26 protein-coding genes are annotated in these 26,118 nt (G+C 42.8%); 15 read left to right on the forward strand and 11 right to left on the reverse strand.

What is annotated here, in order from left to right; all coding sequences use genetic code 11:
• Positions 1-185: 185 nt before the first annotated feature.
• Positions 186-1,031: a CvfB family protein gene (locus L4D05_RS04265; protein ID WP_428750729.1), complete on the reverse strand. Its 846-nt coding sequence runs from the start codon at positions 1,029-1,031 to the stop codon at positions 186-188.
• A gap of 111 nt (positions 1,032-1,142) precedes the next feature.
• Between L4D05_RS04265 and L4D05_RS04270 the strand changes: the two genes are divergently transcribed.
• Positions 1,143-2,492, forward strand: a complete 1,350-nt coding sequence (locus L4D05_RS04270) for a hypothetical protein (RefSeq protein ID WP_428750730.1) — start codon at positions 1,143-1,145, stop codon at positions 2,490-2,492.
• Between the two features lie 31 nt (positions 2,493-2,523).
• Here the strand turns inward: L4D05_RS04270 and L4D05_RS04275 are convergent, their stop codons facing one another.
• A complete protein-coding gene (locus L4D05_RS04275; RefSeq protein WP_428750731.1) occupies positions 2,524-3,015 on the reverse strand; it encodes a PaaI family thioesterase in 492 nt (163 codons plus the stop codon).
• Between the two features lie 253 nt (positions 3,016-3,268).
• Positions 3,269-4,168: a putative PEP-binding protein gene (locus L4D05_RS04280; RefSeq protein WP_428750732.1), complete on the reverse strand. Its 900-nt coding sequence runs from the start codon at positions 4,166-4,168 to the stop codon at positions 3,269-3,271.
• Between the two features lie 257 nt (positions 4,169-4,425).
• On the opposite strand from L4D05_RS04280, the gene L4D05_RS04285 reads away from it, so the two are divergent.
• Positions 4,426-5,490: a 3-deoxy-7-phosphoheptulonate synthase gene (locus L4D05_RS04285; protein ID WP_428793144.1), complete on the forward strand. Its 1,065-nt coding sequence runs from the start codon at positions 4,426-4,428 to the stop codon at positions 5,488-5,490.
• Position 5,491: 1 nt separating this feature from the next.
• The gene (locus tag L4D05_RS04290) at positions 5,492-5,974 is read left to right on the forward strand and encodes a YajQ family cyclic di-GMP-binding protein (protein ID WP_428750734.1); all 483 of its coding nucleotides are present in this window, start codon (positions 5,492-5,494) and stop codon (positions 5,972-5,974) included.
• Positions 5,975-6,046: 72 nt separating this feature from the next.
• Here the strand turns inward: L4D05_RS04290 and L4D05_RS04295 are convergent, their stop codons facing one another.
• Complete coding sequence (locus tag L4D05_RS04295; RefSeq protein WP_428751159.1) at positions 6,047-6,985, reverse strand: precorrin-2 dehydrogenase/sirohydrochlorin ferrochelatase family protein; 939 nt, start codon at positions 6,983-6,985, stop codon at positions 6,047-6,049.
• A 475-nt stretch (positions 6,986-7,460) separates the two neighbouring features.
• On the opposite strand from L4D05_RS04295, the gene L4D05_RS04300 reads away from it, so the two are divergent.
• The 6 genes from L4D05_RS04300 to L4D05_RS04325 all read left to right on the forward strand — a co-directional run bounded on the left by L4D05_RS04300 (position 7,461) and on the right by L4D05_RS04325 (position 13,096).
• Positions 7,461-8,489, forward strand: coding sequence for an amino acid ABC transporter substrate-binding protein (locus L4D05_RS04300; RefSeq protein ID WP_428750735.1), 1,029 nt, complete (start codon positions 7,461-7,463; stop codon positions 8,487-8,489).
• 131 nt (positions 8,490-8,620) lie between these two features.
• A complete protein-coding gene (locus L4D05_RS04305; protein WP_428750736.1) occupies positions 8,621-9,823 on the forward strand; it encodes an amino acid ABC transporter permease in 1,203 nt (400 codons plus the stop codon).
• A 1-nt stretch (position 9,824) separates the two neighbouring features.
• Positions 9,825-10,922 (forward strand): amino acid ABC transporter permease, encoded by a 1,098-nt coding sequence (locus L4D05_RS04310; protein ID WP_428793145.1) that lies wholly within the window; start codon positions 9,825-9,827, stop codon positions 10,920-10,922.
• 22 nt (positions 10,923-10,944) lie between these two features.
• Positions 10,945-11,694, forward strand: a complete 750-nt coding sequence (locus tag L4D05_RS04315) for an amino acid ABC transporter ATP-binding protein (protein WP_265672887.1) — start codon at positions 10,945-10,947, stop codon at positions 11,692-11,694.
• Between the two features lie 214 nt (positions 11,695-11,908).
• The gene (locus L4D05_RS04320) at positions 11,909-12,571 is read left to right on the forward strand and encodes a Bax inhibitor-1/YccA family protein (RefSeq protein ID WP_428750738.1); all 663 of its coding nucleotides are present in this window, start codon (positions 11,909-11,911) and stop codon (positions 12,569-12,571) included.
• A gap of 195 nt (positions 12,572-12,766) precedes the next feature.
• Positions 12,767-13,096, forward strand: coding sequence for a TusE/DsrC/DsvC family sulfur relay protein (locus tag L4D05_RS04325; RefSeq protein ID WP_428793146.1), 330 nt, complete (start codon positions 12,767-12,769; stop codon positions 13,094-13,096).
• A gap of 44 nt (positions 13,097-13,140) precedes the next feature.
• Here the strand turns inward: L4D05_RS04325 and yccX are convergent, their stop codons facing one another.
• Positions 13,141-13,413: an acylphosphatase gene (gene yccX / locus L4D05_RS04330; protein ID WP_428793147.1), complete on the reverse strand. Its 273-nt coding sequence runs from the start codon at positions 13,411-13,413 to the stop codon at positions 13,141-13,143.
• A 166-nt stretch (positions 13,414-13,579) separates the two neighbouring features.
• On the opposite strand from yccX, the gene L4D05_RS04335 reads away from it, so the two are divergent.
• The 4 genes from L4D05_RS04335 to L4D05_RS04350 all read left to right on the forward strand — a co-directional run bounded on the left by L4D05_RS04335 (position 13,580) and on the right by L4D05_RS04350 (position 17,576).
• Entirely contained in the window at positions 13,580-14,770 is a 1,191-nt protein-coding gene (locus tag L4D05_RS04335; protein ID WP_428793148.1) for a class I SAM-dependent methyltransferase, read from the forward strand.
• A 381-nt stretch (positions 14,771-15,151) separates the two neighbouring features.
• Positions 15,152-16,471: a TolC family outer membrane protein gene (locus L4D05_RS04340; RefSeq protein WP_428793149.1), complete on the forward strand. Its 1,320-nt coding sequence runs from the start codon at positions 15,152-15,154 to the stop codon at positions 16,469-16,471.
• A gap of 3 nt (positions 16,472-16,474) precedes the next feature.
• Entirely contained in the window at positions 16,475-17,098 is a 624-nt protein-coding gene (locus tag L4D05_RS04345; RefSeq protein WP_428750743.1) for an OmpA family protein, read from the forward strand.
• Positions 17,099-17,222: 124 nt separating this feature from the next.
• On the forward strand, positions 17,223-17,576 hold the full coding sequence (locus L4D05_RS04350) for a DUF2750 domain-containing protein (protein ID WP_428750744.1): 354 nt from the start codon (positions 17,223-17,225) through the stop codon (positions 17,574-17,576).
• A gap of 98 nt (positions 17,577-17,674) precedes the next feature.
• Here the strand turns inward: L4D05_RS04350 and queC are convergent, their stop codons facing one another.
• On the reverse strand, positions 17,675-18,364 hold the full coding sequence (queC, locus tag L4D05_RS04355) for a 7-cyano-7-deazaguanine synthase QueC (protein ID WP_428793150.1): 690 nt from the start codon (positions 18,362-18,364) through the stop codon (positions 17,675-17,677).
• A gap of 20 nt (positions 18,365-18,384) precedes the next feature.
• On the reverse strand, positions 18,385-19,065 hold the full coding sequence (queE, locus tag L4D05_RS04360) for a 7-carboxy-7-deazaguanine synthase QueE (RefSeq protein WP_428750746.1): 681 nt from the start codon (positions 19,063-19,065) through the stop codon (positions 18,385-18,387).
• A 153-nt stretch (positions 19,066-19,218) separates the two neighbouring features.
• Here queE and L4D05_RS04365 point away from each other — a divergent pair, with 153 nt between their 5' ends.
• Both L4D05_RS04365 and yegS read left to right on the forward strand, forming a co-directional pair.
• Positions 19,219-20,022, forward strand: coding sequence for a Cof-type HAD-IIB family hydrolase (locus L4D05_RS04365; RefSeq protein WP_428793151.1), 804 nt, complete (start codon positions 19,219-19,221; stop codon positions 20,020-20,022).
• Positions 20,023-20,222: 200 nt separating this feature from the next.
• Positions 20,223-21,134, forward strand: coding sequence for a lipid kinase YegS (gene yegS, locus L4D05_RS04370; protein ID WP_428793152.1), 912 nt, complete (start codon positions 20,223-20,225; stop codon positions 21,132-21,134).
• A gap of 90 nt (positions 21,135-21,224) precedes the next feature.
• Here yegS and L4D05_RS04375 read toward each other — a convergent pair whose 3' ends face one another.
• The 4 genes from L4D05_RS04375 to L4D05_RS04390 all read right to left on the reverse strand — a co-directional run bounded on the left by L4D05_RS04375 (position 21,225) and on the right by L4D05_RS04390 (position 26,114).
• On the reverse strand, positions 21,225-22,526 hold the full coding sequence (locus L4D05_RS04375; RefSeq protein WP_428750749.1) for a dicarboxylate/amino acid:cation symporter: 1,302 nt from the start codon (positions 22,524-22,526) through the stop codon (positions 21,225-21,227).
• 351 nt (positions 22,527-22,877) lie between these two features.
• Complete coding sequence (locus L4D05_RS04380) at positions 22,878-23,489, reverse strand: FKBP-type peptidyl-prolyl cis-trans isomerase (protein ID WP_428793153.1); 612 nt, start codon at positions 23,487-23,489, stop codon at positions 22,878-22,880.
• A gap of 365 nt (positions 23,490-23,854) precedes the next feature.
• Positions 23,855-25,681, reverse strand: coding sequence for a class I poly(R)-hydroxyalkanoic acid synthase (phaC, locus tag L4D05_RS04385; RefSeq protein ID WP_428793154.1), 1,827 nt, complete (start codon positions 25,679-25,681; stop codon positions 23,855-23,857).
• An 85-nt stretch (positions 25,682-25,766) separates the two neighbouring features.
• Complete coding sequence (locus L4D05_RS04390; protein WP_428750752.1) at positions 25,767-26,114, reverse strand: phasin family protein; 348 nt, start codon at positions 26,112-26,114, stop codon at positions 25,767-25,769.
• Between the last annotated feature and the right edge of the window lie 4 nt (positions 26,115-26,118).

Consider the following 26,118-nt stretch of genomic DNA (forward strand, 5'->3'; position numbering starts at 1 on the left):
TCGTTGAGTAACCAGTTAATAGTAAGTAACTAACACTCGATTAAAACAGTTAGCGTAGGCTCTCCATGAGCCATTCCCCTAGGCCCAAAACAGGATCAGTTTTGGGCCTCTTTTTCGCTCTTACCTTTCAATAACCAATCGATTGTCACGCCAACAATCGGGATGGTCAAAGGGGATAGCTAAGATTAAGCGTCTTCGCCAACCAAGCGAATGCCATCTTTATCAATCGTGATTTTGCCTTGCTTGAATAAACCACCAATGGTTTTTTTGAACGTACCTTTACTGGTTTTAAACGTCGTAAAAATCGCTTCTGGCGTCGACTTATCACTTAAAGGCAAGAATCCGCCCTTCTTCTCAAGCAAACTCAGAATGCTTTCACTCAAATCGTCCATCTTTGCCGTACCAATCTTTTGTAGTCTAAGATCGATCTTCCCATCTTCACGAACTTGCTTAACAAAACCTTTCAGACGTTTACCAACAAATAGCTTACCAAATACATCCGATTGGAAGATCATGCCCCAATGCTCACCGTTAACAATGGCTTTATAACCAAGTTCACTGCGCTCGGCGATGATTAAATCGACTTGTTGGTTCGTGGTGTAAACCGCAGGCACGTTATCGAGCCATTTGTTGAATTTAGTCGTACCAACAATACGCCCAGAAGCTTTGTCGGTATAAACATAAACCAAAATATTTTGACCAACGACCAAGCGTCCACGCTGCTCACTAAATGGAATCAGAAGGTCTTTTTCTTTGATGCCCCAGCTTGCAAATGCACCAACACTGTTAACGCCTTCAATTGTCATCATTCCCCACTCACCCACCTGTGCTACAGGCTTATTCGTGGTCGCTGCAATCTGGTTATCTGAATCAAAATAGAGAAAAACATCAATGCTATCGCCAACTTTTACCCCTTCAGGAGCGTATTTTTTGGTTAGCAAAATTGATCCATAATCTTTGCCGTCTAAAAACCACCCGAAGTCTGCTTCTTTCATCACTTCAAGCTGGTTCATTTGACCTACATTTATCATTATTTTATCTCTATTGGGATTATTCGGGCGATTATACCTGACTCGCTTTAAGATGCTAGTTTCTGCGTGTTCTGATATGCTTAACGGTATCAATACAAACGGAGAAGTTGTTTGATTTCTGTCGACAAACAAGATGCCATCACTTTAAAAATTGCTCATGCGATGGCTAATACAAAAACCTTAGACTTAGATGTTTTTCTATTCATCCCAGGAGAACTCGACCTCGAGTCACACCAAGTTTCCGAGTCAGACTTTTATCACAACTCGTTCTCTCAAAAGCGCACGTATTTCAGTACAGAAACCCTGCTGCCTCTTATCCACTCTCGACTCGCCAAGCGTGGACGTTTATCCAACACTCAATATCGTGTCAGTTTAAGCTTGTTCGCCTACCAATATGTATTTGCGTTAGACAATGCGGTTTCTTCACTCATCAACTCCTCAAAAGAAGAAGTCACCGCAGACGAAATTGATGAAGTAATTGAGTTAGCCATCGACATTTTGCGTAAGATGCGTCGAGCTGTGCCCTATGAGGAGAGCCTCAAGCGTTATTATGCCAACATCGACAACTACCTTTCTTGGTATACAGGTCAGAAATTTCTGTCCCTTGTCGTTGCGTTACCCAATAGTAAATCATACACACCGCTCAAAGAACGACTCATCACCATTGTTGAGAAAGAACAAGCACACCGAAACCTCAACAATTATAACTCTGATCAAGTTCGTAAGGACTCGACTCGCCTTAGTAATAAGATGCGATTATTACGACGATTAATCGAGCACCCTATTGTGCTACAAGAGAAACTGACCTCAATGGGTAACAACACTAAACGCTTCATCAAGGGGTCAGCAACAGGGCTTGTGATGTTATTCGTTACCACGGCCGTCATTTTAGCAAGAGATTACCTCGGCGAAATCACGGCCTCGTTTATCTTAGTGTTGTCCGTCATCTATGCGCTTCGTGAAGTATTTAAGGACGATTTACGCGACATTTTATGGCGTTGGATCCAACGAGGTAAGCCTAAATGGCGTAGGCGCTATATCGACCCGACGACAAAAAAAGAAGTGGGGAGAAAAATTGAATGGTTGGATTTTGTTTCTTTTGACCGATTACCTGACCGCATTAAAACAATACGTAAAAAACGAGTGGTTCAGAGAGAGGAAAAAATACTTCACTATCGCACTCACACCACCATGGCTACATCGAAGTTCACCAGTGGCTATGACCAAACCCGTGAAGTGATTAACATTAACTTTCGCACACTAACTCGCCTAATGGATAAAAGTAATAACCGTTTCTTCCGCCTACAAGAGGGACAAGTGGTAAAAGAGTCGTTAGAAAAGCGTCATCTCCTCAATTTAATTATTAAGGAGAATAATTACGATACGGAACCGCACTATTACCGTTGGAAGATCATTCTTAATCGTTCAAAAATTGTCGACATTGAAGAAATACCGCTTTAAAGCAACGGGATTTAGCTATCACCTACAATTATCAGTGAACGGTTTTCTTGACGACCTTTTTCAATGATAGCACCAGTAAAAACTCCGCCATGGGCTCGTCACCATGTAACGATGGACATATGGCGGTAATTTTTACTGGACGGTTCACTCGCTCTCCGGTGGCAAGTGTCTCATCTAGCATGCTATCAATTAGCGCCCCATCATCACAGATAAAATGAACATCAGCTTCTGGCCGTTTAAAAAACTTACCTTCTACCTCTTTAAAAGCCAGTGATACCCTTTCACCTCGCTGTTGCGCTTTATTCATCGCCATATATCCACCAGCCACATCGGCACCAACAGCCAGAACACCAAAATACATACTATTTAGATGATTTTTTGTCCGTCGCTTTAAAGGGATTTTAATCTCGACCTTACGCTGATCAAGCTGAAGAATTTTAGGTCGGCATAGCCAAATGAAAGGAACTTTGAAAAAACCAAAGGTATTGAGATATAAGTTAGCTTTACGAAGTGGTGATAACATGTCCTTGTCCTTTACAAGAAAACTCATCCGACCAGTAAACTAAAAAGCAATAGGGATGTCAAAGAAATGTTACAAAACGACACGATATTAAAAAGTTGGAGAATGTGAAATCGCTAAAAGGAAAACGCTGTGGAGTATTAAAATGAAAAAACTATGGAATATAAAAAGGCTAAGGCTTGGATGCCATTAGCCTTTCATTATTTTCAGCTCCTTAACTGACCTGGAATCATTAAAGAGCCAGCCACTACTGTAGTTACGCCGTCACGTAAACATCAATCTGCCCCAACTCTTCCAACTGGAGAGCAAGGTGGGGATAATCATCAAGTGAACCAATAACCACAATCGCTGGTTTCTTCACTTCTTTTGCCGTAACCACGGCATCTCTAACCAACTTAAGTACAGCCTCACTCTGTGGATCATACAAGTGGGCTAACTCGTCTTGATGGCGATCCACGCCAAGTGTTAACTGGGTCAAGTTGTCAATTTTTATCACTAAACCATCAAAATACTGCAGTAAACGCTCTGATAGCAGAACAGCAGATGGCGTATCACAAGCAAATAAAATCTTTAAACCATTCAACCCGCGTGGCAAACCTTGCTCTGCAAGTTGATCAATAATTTTTGCCGCATCACTTAGTGCTCTTACGCACGGTACAATAATCTCGACATTAATTCCCTGTTCTCGCAACGTCTTCACAACCTGGCACTCTAACGCAAACGTCGCACTATACGCCGCTGACGCAAAACGAGAAACGCCACGAACACCAAGCGCCGGGTTCACCTCTTCTGGCTCAACTTTTCCACCTAGCAAGGCACTCATACCATAGCTGTCCGCATCATTTAACTCTATTCGTACCACTTTGTGGCAAGGCTGAACGGCCGACACAATTTCAGCAACGAGAGTTTCAACGAAAAAGTCCGACGCTTCACGCCCCCCGAGTAATGCATTGATAGCGTCCAATTCGACGCTATCGAGTTCATCACCAAGTTGAGCATAGTCAGGATGAAAGAATATTTTCTCCATAATGAGTTCGGCAATTGATACATACAAATGCTCTGCCTCAGCTGTTTCAGAGTAGCTTGGAAAAACATGACCAAGACTCAGTGATGCTAAGGGAATGTTTTGACTTTGTTTCTCGCTTTCGTAACTCATGACTGCTCCGTGCTTTCTTAACTCTAACTAAAAGCAAAATACCGACTCAACCTTATGAATACAAGGCATGATGAGGAATTATCATGAACTATTTTGACCACAGTCCATACATTCCGACAATTGCGTTATTTTTAATCAATTATGTGACCATATTTAGCGGTAATCCCTCGTCAACTAAGGAGATTGCCATTAATAGTTTATTTGACTCGGCATTTCCGCTATCTTTACCGCTTCGAAATTAATACGTAGGCTGCCCCATGCCATTAAAAACAGACGAACTAAGAACTCAGGCACTAGGCCCAATGCCCACTCCGTTGGAATTAAGTACGACTCATCCCATTACAGATGATGTCGCGACAAGAATTGCCGATTCTCGCCGTCAAATTGAAAATATTCTATCCGGAGAAGATAGCCGTCTTCTTTGCATTGTTGGTCCATGCTCTGTCCACGATACAGACGCCGCGCTTGATTACGCGAAACGCCTAAGTGCGATTCAAGACCAATACCGCGATGAGCTTTTCATCGTCATGCGTACCTACTTTGAAAAACCTCGCACAGTCGTAGGTTGGAAAGGCTTAATCACCGACCCAAATCTAGATGGCTCTTACGCCCTTGAAACTGGCTTAAACAAAGCCCGCGGTCTATTGCTTGACATCAATAAGTTAGGTTTAGCAACGGCAACCGAATTTCTCGACATGATAACAGGGCAATACATCGCCGACCTTATCACTTGGGGTGCGATTGGCGCTCGTACAACCGAATCTCAAATCCATAGAGAAATGGCCTCGGCACTATCTTGTCCTGTTGGGTTTAAGAATGGCACCAATGGCAGCGTTAAAATCGCCATGGATGCGATCCGAGCAGCTCGCGCTTCACACTATTTTTATTCACCTGATAAAAATGGTCGCATGACAGTTTATCGTACAAGCGGTAACCCACATGGCCACATTATCTTACGTGGTGGTGATACAGGTCCAAACTTTGACGAAGGCTCTATTGCCTCTGCTTGCGAGCAGCTTGCTTCATTTGATTTGCCACAGCGCCTAGTTGTTGACTTCAGCCACGCAAACTGTGAAAAGCAACACCGTAAACAGCTTGATGTTGCGGAAGAAATAGGTCGTCAGATCATCGCAGGTTCGCATAAAGTTGCTGGCATCATGGCGGAAAGCTTCATCGAGGAAGGCAATCAGAGCATGAGCGACATCAATAACCTCGAATATGGGAAGTCAATCACTGACCCATGTCTAAGTTGGAGCGACACTGTTGATATGCTTAACATTCTCGCCGACGCGGTAAAACAACGTAATAGTAAGGAAATCTAACATGCCATCATTTGATATTATCTCTGAAATCGAGACCGTTGAATTGCGTAATGCTGTTGATAACGCAAATAGAGAGATCACTACCCGCTTCGACTTCCGTAATGTTGAAGCATCATTCACACTAAATGGTGAAGTAGTGAAACTGTCTTGTGAAAGTGACTTTCAACTAAAGCAAATGCGTGACATTTTACGTGGTAACCTGACTAAACGAGGTGTCGACGTTGCTTCTATGGAATCTAAGACGGCTGAGCAGTCTGGTAAACTTTGGCACCAAAACGTTGAATTTAAGCAAGGTATTGAAACTACCGTCGCTAAAAAAATCGTGAAAGCGGTAAAAGACGCGAAAATCAAAGTGCAAGTTTCAATACAAGGCGAGAAAGTTCGAGTGACAGGTAAGAAACGCGATGACTTACAAGCTACGATGCAACTTGTTAAAACCAGTGAGCTAGGACAGCCTTTCCAGTTTGACAACTTCAGAGACTAATCTCCGACCAATACCATTTGTTGCTTATTTAACAGCGACAAACAAATAGATAAAAAAGGGCTTCTGCCCTTTTTATTTTATCCGTGCCAACTCAATGACGTCGTCATTTTCTTTGAGTAATCGATAAGCTGACGAGGTAGGGTCGACAAAGACCACCACTCTTTGCCCATCACTCTTGCACTGGCGTATGTGTGCCGCCACATCAGTAATATCGTGAAAAGAAAGTCGCTCTGCATCACGCCTTACTAAATCCACAAAACCGAATGGACAGGTTTTATCGTGAAATACGATTTCTGCCTCTTGCATCAAGCGTAATGCTCTTAGCGGTAGTAATTCTGGGTCAGCGCCAAACTCAATCCAAGTACATGATTCGGAAAATGTCACCGGTTTCTCTACCATACGCTGATAAACCTGTTCAATCTCTTGATTGTTTACACAACACATCACTTCAGGCTTTCGAAAAAACAGCTCCCAAAACTTACGACGCTCATCAACAGAAGGAAAGCGTTGCTTAATGTCTGTCCGCTTACTCGCGGCAAAATCCGCTAATTGGGCGGTATTCATAGGCAAAACCGTTTCTATTTTTTCGCGTATACCTCGAATGAGCACTGGTGAGGATCCGCCACTAGAAATCGCTATCTGGATGCGCCCTCGGTTAATTACTGAGGGCGTTATAAAATCACAATAAGGCGTATCATCGACAACATTCACAAGAATACGTAATTTTTTTGCATCTTTATGCACTTGATGATTTAAGCTTGGATTATCCGTTGTCGCCCAAACTTGCACGTAATCGGTTGTCATCAATTCCGGCGCATAAAAACGCTGTATCCAATGGCACTTCTCATTTTCTACTAATTGCGCTAGATAAGGCTCTATCTTAGGCGATACGACGGTAACCTGTGCACCAGCACGCAGCAACATATCAATCTTCCGACAAGCAACCTCCCCTCCACCTATAACGAGTACAGGCTTTTCAAGCAGATCCATAAACAGTGGAAAGTAACGCATAAATTTCCCTTTCAAACCGAAATAACTATTCATTCAAACTCACCAGAATGGTGCAGCTTTGTCACCGAGACATTCGTCACAAAACAATTTTTCACTAAATTTTTAACGATAACAAGCACAATATCCAGAAGTTAAATCAAAAAACAAGCATGTATATTAAATTAACGTTTCTTTAACAAATCTACTTCTATCGCACTAAGTTGGTGTTTAGTTGCACTATTTACAAAACTATTACACTTCGTCATTCTAACAATGGTTTAAGGTCGTGTGACAACTCAAAACATCTTTTAAATTAATAATTTGAGAAATCATTAAACATTATCTACGCTTTAAACGGTTGTTACAACTGGTAGAAAATTAGTTCGAATATTAAGAACTTAAGATGCACCAAAATCATGACCAGCATAAAACAATGATTAGCACATTGTATTCAGGATGGACCTGATTTACACGGAACTTACAGGAAGGATACACAATGGCAAAGAACCTCACTCTAATTGCATCTTTGGTAGCTGCTTCAGCTGCTATGGTAAGCACGTCAGCTTCCGCGGCTGACAGCACTCTAGAGAAAGTCACAAAAGCAGGTGTTTTAACTTGTGGTGTGAGTACGGGTCTTCCCGGCTTCTCTAACCCTAACTCAAAAGGTGAATGGGAAGGGATCGACGTAGAATACTGCCAAGCTGTTGCAGCTGCAGTACTTGGTGATAAATCGAAAGTAAAATATGTTCCCCTAACTGCTAAGGAGCGTTTTACTGCCCTTCAGTCTGGTGAAATTGACGTACTATCGCGTAATACCACTTGGACATTGCACCGTGATACGGCACTTGGTCTAAACTTCGTCGGCGTTAACTACTACGATGGTCAAGGTTTCATGGTCATGAAAGACCTTGGCGTGACCAGCGCTAAAGATCTCGATGGGGCTTCTGTTTGTGTACAATCAGGTACAACAACCGAACTTAACTTAGCCGATTACTTCCGAAATAGTGGTATGTCATACAAGCCGGTGGTATTTGATACCGCAGCACAAACTTCAAAAGGTTTTGACGCTGGCCGTTGTGATGTACTGACGACTGACCAATCCGGTCTCTATGCGCTTCGTCTTAACCTTAAAGACCCAAGTGCAGCAGTCGTACTCCCAGAAATTATTTCTAAAGAACCGCTAGGCCCTGTTGTTCGTCAAGGTGACGATCAATGGTTCAACATTGCTAAATGGACACTAAACGCCATGATCAATGCTGAAGAATATGGTATTACCTCGAAAAATGCGGACGAAATGCTTAAATCGACCGATCCAAACATCAAGCGTATTCTTGGTGTTGATGGACCAAAAGGTAAAGGTCTAGGCATTAATGATGACTGGGGTTATCAAGTTATCAAACAAGTCGGTAACTACGGCGAAAGCTTCGAGCGTACTGTCGGTACAGGCTCTCCACTTGCGATTGACCGCGGTGTCAACGCACTTTGGAATGCTGGTGGTTTCATGTATGCGCCACCAATCCGCTAACGGTATCAAATAGCTGAAAGCGAACGTCGCTGTTAGTTATTTGCACTACAACTAGTGCTTTGAAATACATAATGCTCCAAAACAAGGGCGGTTTATCCGCCCTTTCTCAAAGGATTTGAGGTTATAGCTGTATGAAACCTACTAATACTCAAGTCGCACCGCAGAAAAAACCTGCGAAAAGCGCAAATCTCCTGTACAACCCTACCTTCCGTTCTGTTGTTTTCCAAGCTATTGCGGTTATGGCGCTTGGTGCTTTTTTCTATACGATTGTCACCAATGCTCTCGATAACCTTGCCGCTCGAGGAATCGCAACAGGTTTTGATTTTCTTTCTGAAGAAGCTGGATTTGGTATAGGGTTAACGCTCATTGAATACGACGAAACGTTTTCTTATGGTAGAACCTTTTTTGTTGGGCTACTAAACACGGCTCTTGTCTCTGTCCTTGGTATACTCTTTGCGACAGTATTAGGCTTTGTCATTGGTATTGCTCGTCTTTCTTCTAACTGGCTCGTAAGCCGATTCGCTGCCGTTTATATTGAGATATTCCGAAATATCCCATTACTTCTGCAAATCTTCTTTTGGTATTTTGCCGTACTACAGGCGCTTCCTTCGCCAAGGCAGAGTATGAGTTTGGGTGAAGCCATTTTCCTTAATGTTCGTGGTTTGTACTTCCCTGCCCCCGTTATGGAAGCAGGAAGTAGCATCGTCATTGGAGTCTTCATCATCGGTCTAATTGCTACTATTGGCGTTAATATATGGGCTAAAAACAAACAGAGATTAACCGGGCAGCAGACCCCTATGCTACGTATTGCCTTAGGGCTACTCGTTGCATTACCACTGGTGGCGTACTTCATCATGGGAATGCCGATTTCTGCAGAGTACCCCGTACTTAAAGGGTTCAACTTCCGCGGTGGGATTAGCATTATCCCAGAGTTAGCGGCATTAACCATTGCGCTTAGTATTTACACCGCTTCCTTTATCGCAGAGATCGTTCGTTCCGGTATCAATGCCGTCAATCATGGTCAAACCGAGGCCGCAATGTCTCTTGGTTTGCCTCGCACTCGCACCCTGAAACTGGTCGTGATCCCTCAAGCGATGAGAATCATTATTCCGCCTCTCACTAGCCAATACCTTAACTTAACCAAAAACTCATCTTTAGCGATGGCTATTGGTTATCCAGATTTGGTCTCTGTTTTCGCGGGCACAACTCTGAACCAGGTTGGGCAAGCGATTGAAGTTATTGCGATGACAATGGCAGTCTATCTGACCTTAAGTCTAGTCACTTCCGCGTTAATGAATGTGTATAACCGCAAAGTTGCTTTGGTGGAGAGATAATATGTCGCAGCATCAATTTCAGCCTGACCTTCCGCCACCAGCTAACACGGTAGGTGTTGTCGGTTGGCTACGGCAAAACTTGTTTGATGGGCCAGTCAATTCAATACTCACCATTATCGTGAGCTACATCTGTATTACATTACTGTGGCAAGTTGCCAACTGGGCATTTATTAATGCCGATTGGGTGGGTACAACTCGAGATGCCTGCTCACGAGAAGGCGCATGTTGGGTGTTCATCAGTGTCCGCTGGGACCAATTCATGTACGGCTTCTACCCAGAAGCTGAACTCTGGAGACCACAGCTATTTTATGCAACACTCGCGATTTTCGTCGCCTTGCTTGCCTATGAAGGAACGCCTAAGCGCTTGTGGATTTGGTTGTTTTTTGTAAACATTTATCCATTTATCGCTGGCGCACTACTTTATGGCGGCGTGTTTGGCTTGGAAGTCGTTGATACCCATAAATGGGGTGGCCTACTCGTCACACTAATCATTGCACTGGTTGGGATTATCGTCTCCCTGCCAATTGGTGTGGCATTGGCACTAGGGCGGCGTTCAGAAATGCCTATCATCCGCAGTATCTGTACTGTGTATATTGAAGTCTGGCGTGGTGTACCGCTCATCACAGTCTTATTTATGGCGTCTGTAATGCTTCCATTGTTTTTGGCTGAAGGGACAGAAACGGATAAGCTGATTCGTGCTCTAGTGGGTGTGGTGTTATTTAGTGCCGCCTACATGGCAGAAGTAGTCCGAGGCGGGTTACAAGCAATTTCCAAAGGGCAGTACGAGGCAGCGGATGCTCTAGGTCTAAGCTATTGGAAAAAAATGGGGTTAATTGTTTTACCTCAGGCATTGAAGATCACTATCCCTTCAATTGTGAACACGTTTATCGGTCTTTTCAAAGACACCAGTTTGGTACTCATCATCGGTATGTTTGATGTATTGGGTATTGGTCAGGCAGCAAACACCGACCCAGAATGGTTAGGGTTTTCTACCGAAAGTTATGTATTTGTCGCGTTAGTGTTCTGGGTATTCTGCTTTGGCATGTCGAGATATTCGATATGGCTAGAGAATAAACTGCATACCGGTCACAAACGATAAAACGGAAATTCAAGGACGTATTATGACGCAACAAGAAGATTACATGATCCAACTGAAGGACATGAACAAATGGTATGGTGAGTTTCACGTACTAAAAAATATTAACCTAGAAGTTAAAAAAGGCGAGAAAATCGTTATTTGTGGCCCTTCTGGCTCTGGTAAGTCGACCATGATTCGCTGTATTAACCGCCTGGAAGAGCACCAAGCCGGTAACATTTTTGTATCTGGTACTGAGTTAACGGAAGATCTAAAAAACATCGAAGCAGTAAGGCGAGAAGTCGGCATGTGTTTCCAACACTTTAACCTCTTCCCGCACTTAACTGTGTTAGAAAACTGCACACTTGCGCCAATTTGGGTTAAAAAAATGCCTAAAGAAGAAGCTGAGTCAATAGCAATGAAGTATTTAGAGCGTGTAAAGATCCCTGATCAAGCAGACAAATACCCAGGTCAACTCTCCGGTGGTCAACAACAGCGCGTTGCGATTGCTCGCTCACTTTGTATGAGTCCTCAGGTTATGCTGTTTGATGAACCAACTTCCGCACTCGACCCCGAAATGGTACGTGAAGTACTCGACGTAATGGTTGAGCTTGCCGACGAAGGGATGACAATGCTTTGTGTTACTCACGAAATGGGGTTTGCAAAAGAAGTCGCCGACAGAGTTATCTTCATGGACGCGGGTGAAATCATTGAAGAAAACAACCCTATTGATTTCTTCGAAAACCCACAATCGGACAGAACACAAAACTTCTTGAGTCAAATCTTGCACCATTAATGTATCAATCACCAAAAGGCGACGGAAACGTCGCCTTTTTTTGTGGATTCAATCATTTGCAACTCAGACATATTGTGTTACATCTTACTACATACTTAAGCAACTATTTTTATTATGATTTTGTAAAGTGACTTATAATAGGAAAGCTTGATTTTTTGAACAATCGGCCCCATAACTAGTCATATAAGAAAGTTAATCATCTACGAGGAAGATTATGAACGGTCCTATGGTATCTCGCACTTCGTCTGAAGCGAGCGTTCTGCAAACGAACAAAGTATTACGTAACACCTATGCCCTACTATCTATGACTTTGCTTTGGTCTGCGGTAGTCGCTGGTGTTTCTATGGCGATGGGATTACCTCGCCCTGGTATTATTATCACTCTGGTTGGCTTTTACGGCTTACTTTTCTTAACTGAGAAAAACCGTAACAACTCAATGGGGCTTGTATTTACATTCCTATTCACTGGCTTTATGGGTTACACCATTGGCCCACTACTAAATATGTATTTAGGCGCGGGCATGGGCGATGTGATCGTCACCGCTCTTGGTGGTACAGCCTTGTCGTTCTTAGCGGCATCTGCGTATGCGCTGACAACTAAACGCGACCTGTCAATGCTTGGCGGCTTAATGCTGTCACTGTTTGTTGTACTGATTGTAGGTATGATTGCCAGCATCTTTATTCAATCTACTATCATGCACTTAGCACTTAGTAGCTTGTTTATCGTGTTCTCTACCATGGCTATCTTGATGACAACACAGGGCATTATCCGTGGCGGTGAAACTAATTACATTTCTGCAACCGTTACGCTTTTTGTGTCTATTTACAACATCTTCATCAGCCTGCTAAGTATTCTTGGCATTATGAACGACGATTAATTTGTTGACGACCAGTTGAGTGTAAAGCCCGAGTTTATCTCGGGTTTTTTATTGCTTATTACTTTTTACCTATTCAGTTTTCCTACCGCCTAACGGCAACGCCTACTCAATTATCAGGCAACACTAATTACTGGCTTGAAATTGTGTTTTAATTTGCGCTAACATCCTAGCGAGTCCAACATACTGATTGATACTATGATCCAATACCAAGATAAAAGCATTGAAACGGATGCAGAAGGCTACCTACTGAATTTCGAAGAGTGGGAAGAAGGCATGATTGCGATTCTTGCTGAAGAAGAAAATATTGAACTCACCGACGCGCATGTTGAAGTCGTGATGTTTGTTCGTCAGTTTTACCAAGAGTTTAATACGTCTCCTGCGGTTAGAATGCTGGTAAAAGCAATGGAAAAAGCGCACGGTCCAGAAAAAGGTAACAGTAAGTACCTATTTAAACTCTTTAAAAAGGGCCCAGCAAAACAAGCAACGAAATTGGCCGGGCTTCCAAAGCCAGCGAAGTGCCTATAGTTTCCAACTAACACTCTTGCTTACAACTAACGCTCAAAGCTCGGCTATAGGATCTTAAAGCCACGATATAGCTGGTATTCGCATGGCTCTCGCACCACACTTTCAACATGTGCGGTTCTTGGGCCAATCATTAGCCATTGCTCCAATGCGTCAACATCGATAGGTTGGCCACACACCATCACTTCCACTGTCCCATCAGATTGATTCTTTGCATAGCCCGTGGTGTTTAACTTCAGTCCTTCATGGCAAGTGTGGTACCGAAAGCCCACTCCTTGCACACGCCCCTGAACAATAAACTTCTTACAAATATCCGGCATAATAGTATTCCTAATGTAACCACTCTTAGAATATAGCTAATATATTGGCCTGATCTGAGCTTAAACTGTATTTAAGCGCAGTCATTACCGCGACATCATTGCATTTGTCAGCGACATCACACAAAATAGCCCACCCTTTCTTTTGTACTAACACGTAAGGCATCCCATGGCTCCTGCAATACATCTCGTAAAAGGTCGCGACAAATCACTAAGACGTAAACACCCTTGGATTTTTTCACGCGGTATCTCCCGCGTCGATGGGCAACCTTCTCTTGGTGAAACGGTTGATGTCTTTGCGGACAACGGTGAATGGCTAGCTAAAGCGGCATTTTCACCAAATTCACAAATTCGCGCTCGCGTTTGGAGCTTTGAAAAACAAGCGATCGATGTAGATTTTTTCGTGTCTCGCATCCGAACTGCTCAGCTACTGAGAGAAGACATAATTGAACGAGATGGTTTAACTGGCTATCGCCTCATCGCTGCCGAATCTGATGGTTTACCCGGCATTACCATTGATAGATACAATCAATACCTCGTATGTCAATTACTCAGCGCGGGAGCGGAATATCAAAAAGACTCCCTTGTTAAAGCCTTACATATTTGCTTTCCAGAGTGTTCGATTTACGAACGTTCAGACGTATCTGTACGTAAAAAAGAAGGCCTTAAAGAGCGTACGGGCGTCTTACTTGGAGAAGAGCCTCTAGAGCCAGTCGTGATTGAAGAAAACGGCGTGAAGATTAGCGTTGATATCATCAAAGGGCACAAAACTGGTTTTTATCTTGATCAACGCGATAGCCGCTACCAAGCGCAGAAATACACCAAAGGTAAAGAAGTCTTAAACTGCTTTAGCTATACCGGAGGCTTTGGTCTGTACGCGCTAAAAAGTGGCGCAACTCGCGTCATTAACGCGGATGTCTCACAACTTGCATTAGACACGGCAAAGCACAATGCGGAACTCAATGGATTTACCGAGAAGAAAAAGGCCGTATTTTTAAATGCCGACGTCTTTAAGCTACTAAGAGAGTACCGTGATCAAGGCACCAAATTTGATGTTGTTATCATGGACCCACCTAAATTCGCGGAGTCTAAGGCCCAGCTCAACGGAGCGTGTCGAGGTTACAAAGATATCAACATGCTCGCCATGCAAATTCTGAAACCAGGCGGTACACTATTGACCTATTCCTGCTCTGGTTTAATGGATCAAAATCTATTCCAGAAAATCATCGCTGACGCAGCACTGGACGCAGGACGTTCAGTCAAATTCGTTGAACGATTCGAGCAAGCCGCGGATCACCCAACAGACACAGCCTACCCAGAAGGCTTCTACCTGAAAGGATTTGCCTGCAAAGTTCTGTAGTCAATAACTCGCAATTATCACACTTTCGCGTGAACACTAAACCACTCATCATCACATGAGTGGTTTTTTTATGTCCTATCCGTCTCAATTTTGAGACTTATTTGCAGACTTATCATTGAACAACCGAATTTCTCTACTATTTTCAATAATATGTTTGTATTTTCATGTTGCATTCAAAAAAGATGCGAAGAGTCTTAATTTGGATACACTAACATCGCAGTTCCTATTTGAAATTATGTCATTGGTCACTATAGTTTATCTATAGATACCGTAACCTAATGACTTAACTTACATTATCAAACTGTGGGATTAACTAATGCATGTTCATTATAAGAACCTTATCAAAGCGACCAATTTGCATAAGGGCTAAGGAGAGTCACATTGAACAAGTTAACCATTTCAACTATTGCTTGCTTTATCACTGCTAGTTTACCTGCGGCTAGCCAAACACTAGAACAAGCGGTTGCTACGACATTGGCAACCAACCCTGAAATCAAGGCCGCATACAACGAGTATGTAAGTAAACGATATGACGCCGAAGCCTCGGTAGGCGCCTACAGGCCCAAGGTAGACTTGGATGGTGGTATTGGTTATGAGCGAACTGACTTTGACCGTGCAGACTCGCTTAATAATAGAAATGAGAGCCTTACCAGAAAGGAAGTCGGAATTAGCCTGACTCAATTACTTTGGGATGGTAATGAAACGTTAAACGATATGGACAGAACGGCGGCAGAAGCCGAGTCAGTGCGCTATCAACTTTTAGCTGACGCTTCTGATATCGCGTTAGAGGTCTCTAAGATTTATCTAGAGGCAACCAAAGCTTATGAAATACTCTCACTGTCTGAAGCTAACTTAGAAGTACACAAAAAAATATTTGCAGACATTAAAAAACGCGTGGATTCCGGAATCGGGTCTACTGCCGATTTATCGCAAGTTGAAGCCCGTATTGCAAAAGCTCACGGAAACTTACTTGCTGCCCAAAACAACTTATTTGACACCCACACGCAATTTAAACGTATCGTTGGACAAATACCACTTGGCCTGAAATACCCACAGGCGGACCTTAACGCTATTCCACCAACCGTCGATCAAGCCCTTGAAATTGCCATAGAGCAGCACCCCGTCATTCGAATTTCGCAAGTCGATGTCGACTCAGCTCGTTTTCAATATCAACAAACCAAAGGTGTAAACTACCCTACTTTCTACATCGATGCGGGTCACAATTGGCGTGATGACGCTGGCGGCAACATCGGCACTGATAACGAAACCAGAGCAATGGTTCGAATGCGTTACAATCTGTATAACGGTGGATCTGATTCCGACCGCACAGAAGCCGCAGCTTATCAATTAAACAAGGCCAAAGATTTCCGTGACCGCACGTTCCGTATGGTTGAAGAAGGGTTAAATCTGTCATGGACGGGACTTGAATTCACGGTGCAACAAAAAGAATTTTTAGCTGATCACGTAGATTCTGCATCCGATACCGTTGTTGCTTATCAAAAGCAATACAAAATAGGTAAACGAACGCTTCTTGACGTTCTCAATACAGAGAATGAATTGTTCGAAGCGAGAAAAGGTTATTTGGACGCAAAGTACGCTGAGCAATTGGCTAAATATCGCGTTATGAATGCCACTGGCAACTTGTTACAAGGGCTACGTATTGACACCCCAAAAGAGTGGAATGAAAAGGTGGAGTACTAAATCATGAAACTACAAAATTTACTGTTACTTTGTAGCCTAGTGGCGTTTTCAGCCACCTCAACCGCCACCACTCGTGATCAGGATGAGTACGACTACATACCTACTCCTTTAGCAGACCAGAAAGCAGATTTAATTGACGATGATAGTGACGGCGTTATCAATGCAAGAGATTTATGTGTTGTCACTCCTAATGGCTCAGTTATCGATAACGACGGCTGTGAAAAACATATCGATACCACACAATCAATGGCAATTAGAGTGTTGTTCGATAATAACTCAACGATAATCAAATCTGTTTTTCAAAATCAAATTCGACAAATGGCTGATTTTTTGAAAGCCTACCCAGATACCACGATTGAAATTCAAGGATATGCGAGTATCGTCGGCAACCCAGAAAAGAATTTGGTATTGTCACAAAACCGTGCCGACGTTGTTAGGCAAGCGATAATTAACAATGGAATCGCCCCCGACAGACTGACTATTATTGGCTTCGGAGACACAAAACCAGAAGAATTAGGAAACAATGAATTCTCCCATGCGATGAACCGCAAAGTGGTCGCCTCGGTTGTAGGATATAAGGGCGAAGTAGAAAAACAATGGACAATATTTACTAAAATAGATAAATAGCCCCTTCTTAAGCGCTATTTTTGCTAAGGGCGGTCAAATCGACTGCCCTTTTTAATGTCGCTCATTTAGTTCTTTTGAAACTCGTGCTACTCTTAACGCAGTTATTACTAAGAGTATAAAAATCATGAGCAAATTGACTTCAGATGTCGAGCAAAACCTAGAACTTTTCATTCGTGACACCAAAGCTACTGAGCTAGTTTGGGGTCTACGAAATGAAGAAGGTTGGTTGGCATGTGACTCAACGGAATTCGAAAATTCTGAAGTGATGCCATTTTGGTCTTCAGAAGAAGAAGCAAAATTACATAATGTTGAAGAGTGGGCCGATTTTGAAGTGTTACACATTCCGTTAGATATCTTTGTGGAAGATTGGTTACTAACTCTTGCAGAAGATGGTGTCTTAATTGGTGCAAACTGGAACACGCAGTTAGATGGTAAAGAATTAGAACCATCTGATCTCGCTAAGCTGTACCTGAAATAGAACCCATAACACATAATAAATAGAGGCTTTTGCCTCTATTTTTATGTCAGTACTAAATTACAGACCTATTAAACAATACCGTTTATAATCAATACCGTTTATCCCGCTTGCTTTTTCGTTAACGAGTCTGACACAGCTAGTTTGTTATCCAAGTAGTGCTGTAGCCCATTTTTCCGAAGATCACACGCAGGACAATCCCCACACCCATCTCCAATCACGCCATTATAACAAGTGAGCGTTTCTTCACGTACTAACGCTAACGCTTGATGCTGGTCAGCAAGAGCCCACGTTTCGGCTTTGTCCAACCACATAAGTGGTGTTTCAATGGTAAACGCTCTATCCATCCCTTGAATTAAAGCCGTATTCATCGACTTTACAAACTCATCACGACAGTCAGGGTAGCCCGAAAAATCCGTTTCACAAACCCCTGTAATAACACTCTGTGCGCCAATTTGATATGCATATATTCCAGCAAGAGTTAGAAACAAAATGTTACGGCCTGGCACAAATGAATTTGGTAAGCCATTTTCACCAAGTTCATGTGACACAGGAATATCATCGCGGGTAAGTGAGCTTATCGCGAGTTCATTTAGCAAGCCTACATCCATCACCTTATGCGCGGCAACACCCAGCTTTTTGGCCAATGCTTGTGCGACTTCAATTTCTAACTTATGACGCTGCCCATAGTCAAACGTAATGGCATGTACTTCATCGTACTCCTGCAACGCTTTCACTAAACACGTAGTGGAGTCTTGCCCCCCACTAAATACGACGACGGCTTTTTTCATTCTAGTTATTCCTAATCCTATTACGCGATACTGAGATATTTATGTGTTTGAACTGAGAGACGCCAGTTACGCTTAATACACGTTTCAATACACAGCTCAGTCGCCCGTAATTTTTGGCTGATGGGTTGTAAGGCAATCTCAACATTAGGCTTTAATGTCACACCTACGAGTAGTTCATCAAGCTGGTCTATATTTTTCTGCGTTGCCACTGGGTGCTTGATTTCATTTGCTCTTTCTAGCGCTGATGTCAGAACTGGTAGCTTGCCTTTCATCGCCACCTTTGGTGACACTGTCACCCATGTGTTTTCGGTAACGCTAACCGGGGCTGTACCACTGGTTTCAATCTGACACTGACAGCCAATCGATTCAAATGCCTGCGTTAAAGAAAGTAGATCAAACTCACAGGGTTCACCACCGGTGATGACAATGTGTTTAGCGTTATAGCCCAATGCTTTGTACTGGGTAATCACATCACTCGCGGAAGCAGAGTACCAAGTAGGATCATCGCCTTGCTTTGCAATTACTTCCCCAAATGTGCGTTCATCCCCCTTCTCAGCAAGCCATGTCTGCTTAGTATCACACCAAGCACAACCGACACTGCACCCCTGTAGACGAACAAACACCGCAGGGACACCAGTATAAACGCCCTCGCCTTGAATGGTCTCAAACATTTCGTTGATTTTGTATTGCGTAGTATTCATTAAAAGCTGCTAATCATGACTATTGATAACCGATGTGCAGACCTTAAAGTATGCGTATTAGAAATTCAACACAAAGTCACCACCTAAATGTCTGGTAGTTCTCTAAGAGTTTTTTTATTCTAGCGGCATTGTTTTAATTTAAGGTAAGTTACTGTGTATAAACTCATCGCCATTGATATGGATGGCACACTTCTCACATCTGATAAAAAAATTTCCGTGCGCACTAAGCGCGCTATTCAAGCGGCAAAAGACAAAGGCGTAACCGTCGTACTCGCCTCCGGGCGCCCAATCAATGGAATGCTTGATGCTGTTAATGAACTTGAACTAAATTCACCCGACGACTACATTATTCACTTCAATGGTGCGTTTGTTCAAAAAACGCAAAGCAGTGAAGTTCTTCACCAAAAAATCATAGATGGCCGCAGCGCAAAAGAAATCGCCGCTCTCGCTAAACAGCTTGGTTTATATTGCCATGCATTTAGCCAAGAGTTGGGCCTTATCACCACTGAGGCTAACCCTTACACCGATCATGAAGCCGAGATAAATAAACTCGATATTACCGTGTACGATTTCGACAAATTGGAAGACGACCATAGCATCATTAAAGCCATGATTGTGGGCGAACCAAGTCAGTTAACAGCAGGCATTACGCATATTCCGAGTTCGTTTAAAGATACTTATACTATTGTACAAAGTGCCCCATTCTTCTTAGAGTTTCTTAATCCTTTAAGCAATAAAGGAGAAGGCGTCAGTGTGGTCGCTAAACAGCTCGGTATTTCCCCAGACCAAGTAATGTGTTTTGGTGACGCGGAAAACGACCACCACATGATCCAGTTTGCTGGAAAAGGGGTTGCGATGGCAAACGCGATGGATGCAACCAAAGCCTTAGCCGATTACATCACAGATAGTAACGACGAAGATGGTGTCGCTAAAGCCATTGAAACGTTTGTACTATAGTAACAGTTATTCTAGTAACAACATTAGCGCTGTAATGATTAAATCTATTAGCCAGTACAGCGCTGCCATCAGTCCTAAACCCAGATTAAAGCACCTGAGCAACCAGATTAGGCCAAACAGAATTCACTTGTAACGCTAACAGTTAATCGCAGTAATCGTGCTTAAAATAGACCGTAATCAACCGATACGATGGAGCCATCATGACGACACGCCTACTTCTTAATGGCAAAAAAGCCGCCCAAGAAGATATTAGACAAGCTGTGAACCAACTTCGTACTGAAGGTTATGACATTGAAGTACGCGTGACATGGGAATCAGGCGACATGGACCGTTTAGTGACAGAAGCTTGCAAACAAGGTGTTCAACGTCTTATCGCAGGCGGTGGCGACGGCACTGTTAATGAAGTTGTCGACTCTCTGCTCAGAAACAAGGACGCTAACGTACAATTAGCGATTTTACCCTTGGGAACCGCCAATGACTTTGCAAGCGCTTGTACTATTCCAACCAACTCGCCTTATGACGCACTAAAACTTGCTCTAACAGGACAAGCATTCCCTGTAGACGCCGCACAAGCGAACCAACGACATTTTATTAATATCGCGACCGCTGGTTTTGGTGCACAAGTGACCGCGAACACCCCTATTGCGTTGAAAAACTTCCTCGGTGGCGGTGCCTACACGCTAGCCGGACTCGTTCAAGCGATTAACTTTCAACCCTTTCAAGGTACAGTAAAATATGATGGGCATGTCATTGATAGCCATATTGTCATAGGGGCGGTTTGCAATGGTCGCATGGCCGGAGGTGGTCAAGCTCTTGCCCCTATGGCATATATTGATGATGGTTATTTAGATGTTGTGTCTTTAGAAGAATTCACGCCTTCCGATATTCCAACCGTTCTCGATGAGTTGATACAAGAAGACGACTTTACCGGTCAATTTGTAAAACGTAACCAAGTTAAAACCATTGAATGGGTTTCAGACAATATCATGCCGACGAACTTAGATGGTGAACCACTGGCTGACACCACTATCACCTTTAGCATTTTGCCACTGGCAGTAATGTTGGTATTACCAACGAGCTGCCCACTTTTATTTAAAAATCGTCTACTTTAAACAAAAAAACCAGCGAATATTATCCGCTGGTTTTCAATTCACGCTTTAGCCATAATTGTTATCATGAATAACAATTATGGCTTACTCACGTTACGTTCGTGCTAACTCAACCGTTTCTTCTTTTTGTCCTGCGGCAGGGTCATTAAATTTATTGATATCTAACGAGCCCTCAGATTTAGCTACAATACACGTTACTGCGCTATCACCGGTAATATTAACCGCGGTACGAATCATATCAAGCAGGCGGTCAACACCCATAATCAACGCAATACCTTCAAGAGGTAAGCCTACTTGATTAAGAACCATTGCTAGCATAATCAAACCTACACCAGGAACACCAGCCGTACCAATTGACGCAATTGTCGCCGTTAGGATGACCGTTAGATAATCTCCCATTGTCAGGTCTATGTTAAACGCTTGAGCAATGAATGCCGTCGCCACACCTTGCATGATCGCGGTACCATCCATGTTGATGGTTGCCCCTAGAGGAATGGTGAACGATGAGACTCTATTGTCTACCCCTAAACGGTTTTGCGCCGTTTCCATTGTAACTGGAATCGTCGCGTTTGATGATGCTGTAGAAAATGCAAACATAATCGCATCTTCCATCTTCTTCATAAATGTCAACGGACTAAGGCCCGTGAATGACTTTAATAGTACGCTATAAGTAACTAGACCGTGTAGCAATAACGTTGCCGTCAAAACTAGGAAATATTCGGCCAAATTAAAAATGGCACTGATTCCCAAACCAGTAAACAACTTAGCCATAAGGAAGAAGACACCGAATGGTGCGATGTTCATTAGTAAAGCAACAAGCTTCATTATCACATCGTTCAGATCTCTAAACATGGCTGCAATACGCTCGCCAGGTTCACCCGCTGCACTGATAGCAATACCAAACAAAACCGCAAAGACAATAACTTGAAGCGTTTTGCCTTCTGCCATCGCGCTGATCGGGTTCGTTGGGAACATGTCAATAATCACCTGACCTAGGGACGGAGCCTCTGCAGAAGCAAAAGTACTAGCCGCGGTTAAGTCGGCCCCTTGTCCTGGCTGGAACAACGTTCCCATGGTCAGAGCTAATGTAATGGCAATTGCGGTTGTCGCAACGTAAAACAAAACCGTTTTACCGCCTAATCGACCGAGTGTCGTCACATCTTTCAGTGAACTAGTACCACAAACAAGAGAAACAAAGACCAGTGGCACAACAAGCATTTTAAGGCTGGCAATAAAAATCTGCCCGCCGACTTCAAAAAGACCATTTACAATGTATGCGTCGACAAATCCATTTTCAGCAAATAGGGCTCGAATTGCGAAACCCGTTAAAATACCAGCAACCATACCGATGATCACTCGTGTCGTGAGTGACATTGGTTTCTTTGCATTAGTCATAATTACTCCTTATTTTTATAGTGCTTAGTGATGGCGTCATCAAAAGCGCCTGCAGATTAGCAGCAAGACGCGCCAAATTAGAATGAGAAATTTGTTTCGCTAATCCGCATCGTGACCAACCTCACACTAAAATGACCGCACACCAACAAACCATTAACACAAATGGTCGTATAACAATAAAAATTCAGCGTAAAATTTTACATATGCTTATATTTTATATATTACTATCTTTTAATGATGACATTAGAAAAAATAATATCATCCTGTTTTTAAAATATTACAGGAAGACAAAGCCCAAAAAACCAGCGCTGAGCACTGGTTTTTTGGGTTATATCTCTCTACTAAAATCTATTACATCACTTGTTCTACGTGCAAATCAAAAATGACCGCAGTATCAGCAGGAACGGTTTGATGGGTGTTCTCTTTGTAAGCTAGATGACTAGGTACATACAGTCGCCACGTCGCACCAACATTCATTTCTTTCAACGCCACCATCCATGCAAGTGGTACTTGATGTAGCTGAACAGTCATCGGTTGAGGTAAATGCGCAGATCCATCAACTAACTGCCCATTCAATAGCCAAGTTTTATGACGCACGGATAAGGTACTCTGTGGTGTCACATCTACAGGATGATTTCCTTCGTTTAGAATTTCATACTGAATCCCGGAACTGTGGCTCAATACTGTGTCACGTTGGCCATTCTTGGTGAAGAACTCACGTTCATAATTGGCTTTTTGCTGCTCTAACGTGGTTTCTGCCTGTTTTCTTTGCTCTTCAAGTTCGGCTTTCAATGACTCCGCATTCTGGGGATCAAAAGGCCATTCTTTTTGCAAGAACGTATCCATAATGGCTTCTTGGATAATTTTGATGTTCATTTTAGGAAACGACTTTTTTGCTAACTCCGTGGCCACTTCTCGCCCAAGAATATAGCTGACTTTTTGTTCTAACGTTTCGATATCCATGACAACCTCAATACTTGAAAATACACTTAGTATTTTATGCATTTATTAAAGAGTTTAAAGTATTTTACGGATACACGCTAAGGCGTTACGTATTGCGCCTAGCTCGTTACTGACAGATAGACGAATCGATAAATAGGAAAAGTGATAAGCACTAAACTCAGGTCTAAGGTCTAAGGCCTAAAGGAGTTTTTAAATGCGTTCATTTCACTTTGTGAGGAAATACGTACGTAAGCAGTAAGCAGTAAGCAGTAAGCAGTGTAGAAACCATGATTTAGGCCTCCACACTCACTTTATCTGTACTGCATGTTTTGAATTGCTTTCATTTGATAAGGTGAACTATACCAATGACCAATTCAACTGCCGATTTATGTACTTTCTGAAACTTCAGCCTTTGAGTGATCGGCATTGGAACCTGCCGATGAGTTCTCAATGGGTAACGTTTGCAACACATACTGACCCGGCGCATCGCACAGTACCGGAAACGCTTCATTGCCCACAGAATAGGGAGCAACCTTCTCATCAGCATTAAATTGACTCAACCACTTATCCCAATGAATCCACCAAGACCCTTTTTGATGCTCTGCGTTGTTCATCCAATCATCAGCTGACTCTTCCAGTGTGGAGTTAGTCCAATAACCATATTTCTCCTTTGCAGGATGGTTGACAATGCCAGCAATATGACCAGATTCTCCCAATACAAATGTCTTGTTTCCACCAACCTGCAATGCACCTCGATAGGTACCTTGCCACAAAGCAATATGGTCTTCTTTAGTAGAAACAAAATAACTAGGGATACGAATTTTATTCAGATCAATCCACACGCCTCCTACTTTTACGCCCTTATTTTGGACTAACTGGTTTTCCAAATATAACTTCCGAAGTAAGAAATTGTGCGTTGATGCCGCTACATTGGTACTATCGCTGTTCCAATACAGTAAATCAAAATCAACCGGGCTGTTTCCCTTTAGATAGTTGTCTATATAGTAGTTCCAATACAAACTGTTCTCTCGCAACAAGCTAAACGTCACACTTAAAGAACGACCGTCCATATAACCCTGTTCATTATTTTGCGCTTCAATAGCGCTAACGATCGTGTCATTAATGTATGCTCCAACCTCACCGGGTTGTTCGAAATCCAAAAGCGTAGTGAAAAATGACGCCGACGCTATACGTTTTTTCATGCGTTTCGCAGCATAGTAAGCAACCGTTGAAGCAAGCACGGTTCCGCCAATGCAATAACCCGCAGCATTCACTTGTTCTTGCCCTGTGATTGCCTCGATTGCTGACACGGCTTTAACGACGCCTTCAGTGACATAATCACCAAATTCTATTGTTGCTTGTTCCGCTCCAGGGTTACGCCATGACATCATGAAAACCGGATGGCCTTGCTCTAAAAGCCACTTAACCATCGAGTTCTTTTCTCGAAGATCTAGTATGTAATACTTATTAATAAAAGGCGGAACAATGAGTAGCGGTGTCGAATTGACGGATTCTGTCAACGGTCGATATTGAATCAACTCAAAGAGATCATTCTTAAATACGACATCCCCCTTTGTGTTGGCTACGTGCTTGCCAATATCAAACGACTTAGTATTGGTCATTCTGATCTTAAGCACGTCGGCACTGGCCTCCATATCTTCTTGAAGCTGCTGCATACCGGAGAGCAAATTTTCCCCTTTTTGCTCCAACGTTAATTGAAGTAACTCAGGATTAGTTGCGATAAAGTTGCTTGGCGACAAGGCGTTCAAGGTTTGTCGAGAGAAAAAAGCTAACCTTTCTTTCGCCTTTTCATCAACACCTTCAACCGCATTTATGGTGTCGAGGTAGGTTTGACTAAACAGTACATAAGACTGTTTGATAACGCTGTAAAACGCTTCATCTCTCCATGCCGCATCTTCAAAGCGACGATCACCTTTCTCGACAGATATCACGTCTGTTTTATCATTTTGAAGGGCAGCGCGCTGCCAAATTTCTAACTGTTGCATCCACCATTTCATCTGAACATCAAGCATCGCTGCTGGCTGCTTAGATGCTTTATCCATGAATTCTGCAGTATCCTCTATATTGAGTTCTTGCATCGCTTTTGAAAGCGGATTATTAACGGCTGCCTTGCCCTGCTCGAAATCTTTCCACCATCGCTGGTTACTTTCCTGCAATGTTACAAGGTAGTCCGAAAAGAAGTTTTGAAACATAATTCAAACCCTTTTCTAAAAAATAAAAAAGGGGCACGAGATACGATGTACCCCGAAACCCCTAACATATACTTATATGGCCTAATTAAGCTGGCGTATTAGTTTTAATTGTCTCGGTCGTCAATGTTTCAATATCATCTTTAAACTCTTTAGCAACCTGTTGAAGCTTATTGCTATCATCCATCATTTGTTGTGATAAACGAGTTAGTGACGTAACTTGCTGCGTGTTAAAAACAGTCAAAGAAGAAATATCTTTCACTTCCGCTACAGCTTTCATCTGGGAAAGACCTAATTCACTATACGTTCGCATAGCATTTAGTTGTAACTCGGTCAATGTTTCAACATTTTTTGTCATTAACTTGCTAAATTTCGCATAAGGTTCGAGTGTTTTTTCTGATTGCTCGTTAATTACTTTAAAAATATCTGTGTACATAGTC

Source organism: Vibrio nomapromontoriensis (genome assembly GCF_050337205.1).
GTDB classification, from domain to species: domain Bacteria; phylum Pseudomonadota; class Gammaproteobacteria; order Enterobacterales; family Vibrionaceae; genus Vibrio; species Vibrio nomapromontoriensis.

What these genes read in the sequence shown, in the direction of transcription:
- yccX (WP_428793147.1), bottom strand. Translation starts at nt 13,413, where the DNA reads ATGCCGGATATTTGTAAGAAGTTTATTGTTCAGGGGCGTGTGCAAGGA.
- yegS (WP_428793152.1), top strand. Translation starts at nt 20,223, where the DNA reads ATGACGACACGCCTACTTCTTAATGGCAAAAAAGCCGCCCAAGAAGAT.
- queC (WP_428793150.1), bottom strand. Translation starts at nt 18,364, where the DNA reads ATGAAAAAAGCCGTCGTCGTATTTAGTGGGGGGCAAGACTCCACTACG.
- L4D05_RS04380 (WP_428793153.1), bottom strand. Translation starts at nt 23,489, where the DNA reads ATGGATATCGAAACGTTAGAACAAAAAGTCAGCTATATTCTTGGGCGA.
- L4D05_RS04320 (WP_428750738.1), top strand. Translation starts at nt 11,909, where the DNA reads ATGAACGGTCCTATGGTATCTCGCACTTCGTCTGAAGCGAGCGTTCTG.
- L4D05_RS04285 (WP_428793144.1), top strand. Translation starts at nt 4,426, where the DNA reads ATGCCATTAAAAACAGACGAACTAAGAACTCAGGCACTAGGCCCAATG.
- L4D05_RS04325 (WP_428793146.1), top strand. Translation starts at nt 12,767, where the DNA reads ATGATCCAATACCAAGATAAAAGCATTGAAACGGATGCAGAAGGCTAC.
- L4D05_RS04375 (WP_428750749.1), bottom strand. Translation starts at nt 22,526, where the DNA reads ATGACTAATGCAAAGAAACCAATGTCACTCACGACACGAGTGATCATC.
- L4D05_RS04265 (WP_428750729.1), bottom strand. Translation starts at nt 1,031, where the DNA reads ATGATAAATGTAGGTCAAATGAACCAGCTTGAAGTGATGAAAGAAGCA.
- L4D05_RS04295 (WP_428751159.1), bottom strand. Translation starts at nt 6,985, where the DNA reads ATGCGTTACTTTCCACTGTTTATGGATCTGCTTGAAAAGCCTGTACTC.
- L4D05_RS04300 (WP_428750735.1), top strand. Translation starts at nt 7,461, where the DNA reads ATGGCAAAGAACCTCACTCTAATTGCATCTTTGGTAGCTGCTTCAGCT.
- queE (WP_428750746.1), bottom strand. Translation starts at nt 19,065, where the DNA reads ATGAATACTACGCAATACAAAATCAACGAAATGTTTGAGACCATTCAA.
- L4D05_RS04345 (WP_428750743.1), top strand. Translation starts at nt 16,475, where the DNA reads ATGAAACTACAAAATTTACTGTTACTTTGTAGCCTAGTGGCGTTTTCA.
- L4D05_RS04335 (WP_428793148.1), top strand. Translation starts at nt 13,580, where the DNA reads ATGGCTCCTGCAATACATCTCGTAAAAGGTCGCGACAAATCACTAAGA.
- L4D05_RS04275 (WP_428750731.1), bottom strand. Translation starts at nt 3,015, where the DNA reads ATGTTATCACCACTTCGTAAAGCTAACTTATATCTCAATACCTTTGGT.
- L4D05_RS04390 (WP_428750752.1), bottom strand. Translation starts at nt 26,114, where the DNA reads ATGTACACAGATATTTTTAAAGTAATTAACGAGCAATCAGAAAAAACA.
- L4D05_RS04290 (WP_428750734.1), top strand. Translation starts at nt 5,492, where the DNA reads ATGCCATCATTTGATATTATCTCTGAAATCGAGACCGTTGAATTGCGT.
- L4D05_RS04305 (WP_428750736.1), top strand. Translation starts at nt 8,621, where the DNA reads ATGAAACCTACTAATACTCAAGTCGCACCGCAGAAAAAACCTGCGAAA.
- L4D05_RS04315 (WP_265672887.1), top strand. Translation starts at nt 10,945, where the DNA reads ATGACGCAACAAGAAGATTACATGATCCAACTGAAGGACATGAACAAA.
- L4D05_RS04280 (WP_428750732.1), bottom strand. Translation starts at nt 4,168, where the DNA reads ATGAGTTACGAAAGCGAGAAACAAAGTCAAAACATTCCCTTAGCATCA.
- L4D05_RS04350 (WP_428750744.1), top strand. Translation starts at nt 17,223, where the DNA reads ATGAGCAAATTGACTTCAGATGTCGAGCAAAACCTAGAACTTTTCATT.
- L4D05_RS04310 (WP_428793145.1), top strand. Translation starts at nt 9,825, where the DNA reads ATGTCGCAGCATCAATTTCAGCCTGACCTTCCGCCACCAGCTAACACG.
- phaC (WP_428793154.1), bottom strand. Translation starts at nt 25,681, where the DNA reads ATGTTTCAAAACTTCTTTTCGGACTACCTTGTAACATTGCAGGAAAGT.